Source organism: Ideonella sp. (genome assembly GCF_036277275.1).
Taxonomy (GTDB): Bacteria; Pseudomonadota; Gammaproteobacteria; order Burkholderiales; family Burkholderiaceae_C; genus Ideonella.
The window spans coordinates 26,234-32,462 of the sequence record NZ_DASUNH010000088.1 but is presented as its reverse complement, the minus strand read 5'-3'; the positions used below and the strand labels follow the sequence as shown (position 1 = coordinate 32,462).

General features: G+C 66.8%; 4 protein-coding genes and 1 pseudogene. 3 read left to right on the top strand and 2 right to left on the bottom strand.

From position 1 onward, the window contains the following. The 3 genes and pseudogenes from VFY73_RS15435 to VFY73_RS15425 all read left to right on the top strand — a co-directional run. Nucleotides 1-1,449: aldehyde dehydrogenase family protein (locus VFY73_RS15435; RefSeq protein ID WP_329720267.1), on the top strand; the 1,449-nt coding region annotated here is incomplete at its 5' end. A 14-nt stretch (nucleotides 1,450-1,463) separates the two neighbouring features. Then, a pseudogene (locus tag VFY73_RS15430) lies at nucleotides 1,464-1,574 on the top strand (DUF779 domain-containing protein); the annotation flags it as partial. Nucleotides 1,575-1,815: 241 nt separating this feature from the next. Further along, a complete protein-coding gene (locus VFY73_RS15425) occupies nucleotides 1,816-3,858 on the top strand; it encodes a sigma-54-dependent Fis family transcriptional regulator (protein WP_329720264.1) in 2,043 nt (680 codons plus the stop codon). A gap of 45 nt (nucleotides 3,859-3,903) precedes the next feature. Here VFY73_RS15425 and VFY73_RS15420 read toward each other — a convergent pair whose 3' ends face one another. Continuing rightward, nucleotides 3,904-4,947: a hypothetical protein gene (locus VFY73_RS15420; RefSeq protein WP_329720262.1), complete on the bottom strand. Its 1,044-nt coding sequence runs from the start codon at nucleotides 4,945-4,947 to the stop codon at nucleotides 3,904-3,906. Nucleotides 4,948-5,061: 114 nt separating this feature from the next. After that, entirely contained in the window at nucleotides 5,062-6,135 is a 1,074-nt protein-coding gene (locus VFY73_RS15415; protein ID WP_329720260.1) for a hypothetical protein, read from the bottom strand. Nucleotides 6,136-6,229: the final 94 nt, after the last annotated feature.

Here is a 6,229-nt window from a genome sequence, read left to right as displayed (position 1 = left end):
GCCTGGGTGGATCGCCCCGACGCGCCCCGCATCGCGGTCACCAATCCATGGTCGGAAGAGACCATCGGGCACATCGCGGCCGGCTCGCCTGCCGACGTCGACCTCGCGGTGGCGGCGGCCCGTCGAGCCTTCGACACCGTGTGGGGGCCGATGCCCGGACGGGAGCGGGCGAAGTACCTGTACCGGATCGCACGGATCGTGCAGGAGCGCAGCCGCGAGCTGGCGGTGGCCGAGACGCTGGACAACGGCAAGCCGCTGCGCGAGACGATGGCGGCCGACCTGCCGCTGGCGGTCGATCATTTCCGCTATTTCGCCTCGTGCATCCGCTCGCAGGAAGGCGGCATCAGCGAGGTCGACAACCAGACCTACGCCTACCACTTCCACGAGCCGCTCGGCGTGGTCGGCCAGATCATCCCGTGGAACTTCCCGCTGCTGATGGCAACCTGGAAGCTGGCCCCCGCGCTGGCCGCAGGCAACTGCGTGGTGCTCAAGCCCGCCGAGCAGACGCCCGCGTCGATCCTGGTGCTGATGGAGGTGATCGGCGATCTGCTGCCGCCGGGCGTGCTGAACGTCGTCAACGGCTTCGGCCTGGAGGCCGGCAAGCCGCTCGCATCGAGCAACCGCATCGCCAAGATTGCCTTCACCGGTGAGACGACGACCGGCCGGCTGATCATGCAATACGCCAGCCAGAATCTGATCCCGGTCACGCTGGAGCTCGGCGGCAAGTCGCCCAACATCTTCTTCCCCGATGTGTTGGCGAAGGAAGATGGCTTCCTCGACAAGGCGATCGAGGGCTTCGTGCTGTTCGCGCTGAACCAGGGCGAAGTCTGCACCTGCCCGTCGCGTGCGCTGATCCACGAGTCGATCTACGACCAGTTCATGGACCGGGCCCTGAAGCGCGTGGCCGCCATCAAGCAAGGCAACCCGCTGGACAAGAGCACGATGATCGGCGCGCAAGCCTCGAGCGAGCAGCTGGAAAAGATCATCAGCTACCTCGACCTCGGCAAGCAGGAAGGCGCCCAGTGCCTGATCGGCGGCGAGCGCAACATGCTGCAAGGCGACCTCGAAGGCGGCTACTACATCAAGCCGACCGTCTTCAAGGGCCACAACAAGATGCGCATCTTCCAGGAAGAGATCTTCGGCCCGGTCGTCTCGGTCACCACCTTCAAGGACGAGGAAGAGGCACTTTCGATCGCCAACGACACGCTCTACGGCCTCGGTGCCGGTGTGTGGAGCCGCGACATGAACACCGCCTTCCGCATGGGCCGCGGCATCCAGGCTGGCCGCGTCTGGACCAACTGCTACCACGCGTACCCGGCGCATGCGGCGTTCGGCGGGTACAAGCAATCGGGCATCGGGCGCGAGAACCACAAGATGATGCTCGACCACTATCAGCAGACCAAGAACCTGCTGGTCAGCTACAGCGAGCAGCCCTTGGGCTTTTTCTAAAAGCCGGCGTGGCGATGAGCGTCGCTCAAGTGACCGCCACGCCCGAGGCGCTCGCGCTGATCGAGCGCCTCGCGGCCAAACATGGGCCGTTGATGTTCCACCAGAGCGGCGACTGCGTTCGCGGTTGTACAGCGACGCCGAATGGTTGTGGCTTCAGACCCAGGGTCTGACACCCGCGGCGTAAGCCCTGCGCAAGACAGCGTCCCGGTTGTGCCAGTTTGGCGCAGCCGGGGCTTGCTCCAGCGCAAGCCTGCGAGGGATTTCTGCACTGACGCGGTGCCCGGATACGCTCTAGCATGGCGCCTGGCCGCTCCCGGTGAGTTGCCGCCCTTGGCGGCCCCGGTGGTGTGCGAAAGGATCCGTGCGATGGCGACCCCCACCCTGGCCCGCGACCATGCTGCCCTGCCAACGTTGGGCGACCCGATGCATGCCGACACCATCCTGCAATCGCACGAACGCTGCGCGGCGCTGGGCCTGTCGCGCATCGACCGCCCGGACCACACCTCGGTGATCCGCTCCGACCTGGCCGTCGCCCGCGAGCGCAACCTGCGCCTGCACCTGCATGCCGCGCCGGTGATGGAGCTGCTGCTGGAGCAGACCATGGCGACCCAGAGCATGGTGCTGCTCACCGACGCGCAAGGCACGGTGCTGCATTCGGTCGGCCACGACGCTTTCCTGCAGCGGGCCTCGAAGGTGGCCCTGGCGCCGGGGGCGAACTGGTCCGAATCGAGCAAGGGCACCAACGCCATCGGCACCGCGCTGGTCGACGAGCTGCCCACCGTCGTGCACGCCGGCGAGCACTACATGCACGCCAACGGCTTTCTCACCTGCTCGGCCGCGCCGATCTTCGACCCGCGCGGCAACATGCTGGGCGTTCTCGACGTGTCGGGCGACCACCACTCGTACCACTTGCACACGATGGGGCTGGTCAAGATGTCGGCCCGGATGATCGAGAACCACTGGCTGTCGGACGACTTCCGCCATGCGCTGCGCATCCACTTCCACAGCCGGCCCGAGTTCATCGGCACGCTGATGGAAGGCATCGTCGCGGTCGGGCGCGACGGCAAGCTGCTCGGCGCCAACCGCAGCGCGCTGGACCAGCTGCGCCTGAGCGGCGCCGCTCTGCGCATGAACAGCTTGACGACACTGTTCAGTGTCACTGTCGGCGCGGTGATCGACCATTTCCGCTCGCCGATGGCGCCACCGATGGCGATGGTGCTGCCCAACGGCCAGCCGCTGCACATGCGCGCCGTCTTCAACTGGCCGACCTGGCATGCGTTGGGCAGCGTGACGATCGACGCGCACCACGACGACGGCTTCGACGCCGCCACTGCCACGGCACCGGCGCCGGCCGGCGGATTCTTCGCCGCGGCGGCCGGCACGCGGCCGGCCACCCCCGGTGCGTCACCCGGCCTGTCGGGCCTGCGCTACCTGCAGACCGGCGATGCGCAGATGGAAACCGTGATCACCAAGGTCAAGCGGGTGCTCAACCGCGACATCTCGCTGCTCGTGATGGGCGAGACCGGCACCGGCAAAGAGCTGCTGGCCCGCGCGTTCCACCAGGACTCCGACCGCGCGCGCTACCCGTTCGTCGCGGTCAACTGCGCATCGATCCCCGAGAGCCTGATCGAGGCCGAGCTGTTCGGCTACGAAGAAGGCGCCTTCACCGGCGCGCGCCGCAAGGGCGCCACCGGCAAGATCCTGCAGGCCAACGGCGGCACGCTGTTCCTCGACGAGATCGGCGACATGCCGCTGATGCTGCAGGCCCGGCTGCTGCGCGTGCTGCAAGAGCGCCAGGTCACGCCGCTGGGCTCGGACAAGTCGGTGCCGGTGGATGTGGCGGTGGTCAGCGCCACGCACCGGGCGCTGCGCGACATGATCAGCGCCCACACCTTCCGCGAAGACCTCTACTACCGCCTGAACGGCCTGGTGGTGCGCTTGCCAGCCCTGCGCGAGCGCAGCGACCTGATGACGATCGTGCGCAAGATCCTGCGTGCCGAAACCAACGGCCGCCCGCTCGACCTGGACGACGAAGTCATCCGCCTGCTGAAGGCCTACCACTGGCCAGGCAACATCCGCCAGCTGACCAATGTGCTGCGCACCGCGGCGGTGATGGCCGGCAGCGAAATGGTCATCACGCGGGCCCACCTGTCCGACGACTTCCTGGAAGACGCGCAGCGCGAGCTGCAGGCGCCCGCCGAGCCGCAGGTGCAAGCCACCGCGGCCTCGCCACGGCAGCCGGCCCCGGCCGGCCCCGACGGCCCGACGCTCGAAGAGCTGGAGCTGCGCACCATCCAGCGCGCGGTCGACGAAGCCGGCGGCAACATCTCGGTCGCCTCGCGGCGCCTGGGCATCAGCCGCAACACCATCTACCGCAAGTTGCGCTGGGCCGGCGGCCAGAAGGGTTGAGCTGGCGGGGCCGGCCCGGCGTGCGGGCCGATCGCTCGTGCAGGCTCAGCGACTCAGCGGCGTGGCGATGAAGACGCGCCGATACCCTTCGAATCGACCGTGGCCGATGATCACGCCGTCGTTGTTCATGTCGTCCACGGAAAGGTCAGACCAGCCCGCACCACTGTCGTCGAGCAACGACTGCAGTTCCGAGCACCCGCCATCGCGAATCAGCGCAGCGTCCGGGGAGACGCCCAAGCCGTGGAAATTGCCGGCGATCCAGCCGTTGTTGTTGATGGCCACGGGCCACACGTCTTGCTGGCCGCACAGCGGCAGTTCTTGCATCGACTTCCCGTCGTGCAGAAACGGACGCCAGTTCAGATTCGTCACCTTCATGCCGACCACGTGGCCTCGGTCGTTCATCGCTTCGAGATAGACCTCCTGACCGAGCGGCGTCAGCCGACGCACCGGTTTACCTTCTTCCCAGATGAACACATATGGCGTGACGGTCTGGTAGTCGGTGACGCCGGCCACCTGCCCGCGCTTGTTGATCAGGCTCGGGAAGGTCACATGGCCATCCGAGAGCGGCACCTTGACCGCGACACCATCGCGCACCAGGAACCCGCCGCGGGTGGCCACCCCGCCGATCGGGCAGTCGATTTCGACCACGTACGCGCCCGCGTCGTTGATCGACTGCGGATAGGCGCCACGCGAATCGTCGCAGCCGACGATCGGGCCCACGTCGGTCAGCGTACCGTCGGCTGCCCACAAGCCGCCGTAGTTGTCCCAGTCGCGCTGATAGCGACCGACCACGATACCAGCGTTGTTCACTTGCGGCTCGCCCGGATAGTGCATGGCTTGCGTCTCGGCCAGCGCTTGCGCCTTTTGGCCCCGTTGCGAGCGGAACAAGACGCTCTCAGCGGTCCGCGTGTCTACTCCACCGCCGGCCACGCTGCCGTTGTCACTGATGGAACTGGCCCATTTCGGCGCCACGCCGTTGCCCTTCTTGAGCAGTTCGATTCGATAGCTTGGCGCAGCCATCGCGGCGTGGGCGAAAGCCAGACCCAAAGCGGCCGCGGTCACCAGCCGGCAGGATGTCAACGAATGCATGGACGGTCTCCGTGATGTTTCGAGGACACCAATGCTAACTCGTCAGTTACGCGCAACCATCAACAACGACCACAGCTGAATCGGCCGGCCGCCGCGAGTTGGCCGGCCCTTTCTTCAGCGCTGCTCCGCTGCGATCGGCCTGGCGATGAAGGAGCGCAAGAAGCCTTGATAGCGACCGGAGCCGACGATCACGCCCAGGTTGTTCATGTCCTCGGCGACCAGGTCGGTCCAGCCGGCCCCGCTCTCATCGAGCAGCGACTCCAACAGCTGACACTCGCCGTTGCGGATCAGCCCGGTCTGCGCGGGAATGCCGGACCATTGGAAGCGGCCGACGATCGAGTCGTCGTTGGCGATCGCCACGGGCCAGAAGCTGCGGTCGTCGGGGCACTTCGGCAGATCGAGCAGGCCGGCGCCCTTGTACAGGAACGGTTGCCAGTCGGGGATGGTGCCCTTCATGCCGATGACGTGCCCCTTGTCGTTGATGGCGTAGCCGTACGACTCCTGGCCCCGCCGCCCCAGCGCGCGCATGCCTTCGCCGTCTTTCCAGATGAAGGCCTGCTGCACAGTGTCGCCGTTGTCCAGCCGGACTTCGGAGCTTCCCGTGAACTGGCCCAGGCCGTTCATCGCGTTGGCGTAGGTCGGGCCGCCCTCGAGGGTCGGCAGGAACGTCCGCACGCCGTCGCGCAGCAACACACCACCGTGGACGGCCACGCCATCGATGACGCAGTCGACCTGCAGGCCGATGTCACCGGCCTTGTTGATGGCCCTGGGATAGACGCCGGCCGAATCGGTACAGCCCACCAGTTCGCCCAGGTCGGTCAAGGTGCCGTCGCTCTTCCACATCCCGCCGCGCTCGCCGCCGGTGCCGTTGAGATAGCGCCCGACCACGGTGCCGGCGTTGTTGACGTCCGCATTGCCACCGAAGGTCGGGCCCCTCGACTGCGCCAGCACTTCGATCTTCCGCCCCTTTCGGGACACGAACTTCAGCTGCTGGCCCGTGACCCGGTCGACCCCCAAACCCGTGTAGTTGCCGTTGTCGCTGATGGCGTCCACCGACTTCGGCGCCGCGCCGTTGGCCTTGGCGACGGATTCGATGCGGTAACTGGGCGCGGCCAGCGCCGCGGTGGCAGCCAACAGGCCAAGGCCTGCCGCAGAGAGCTTCATGCCGTGGCTCATCCAGGAATACATGGGTGGATCCTCAGAGAATCTTGATGGAGCTGGCATGCTAACTTTATTTATCCGCTGACATCACAGCAACTGGCGTCACCCCCCCAAGTCAGCG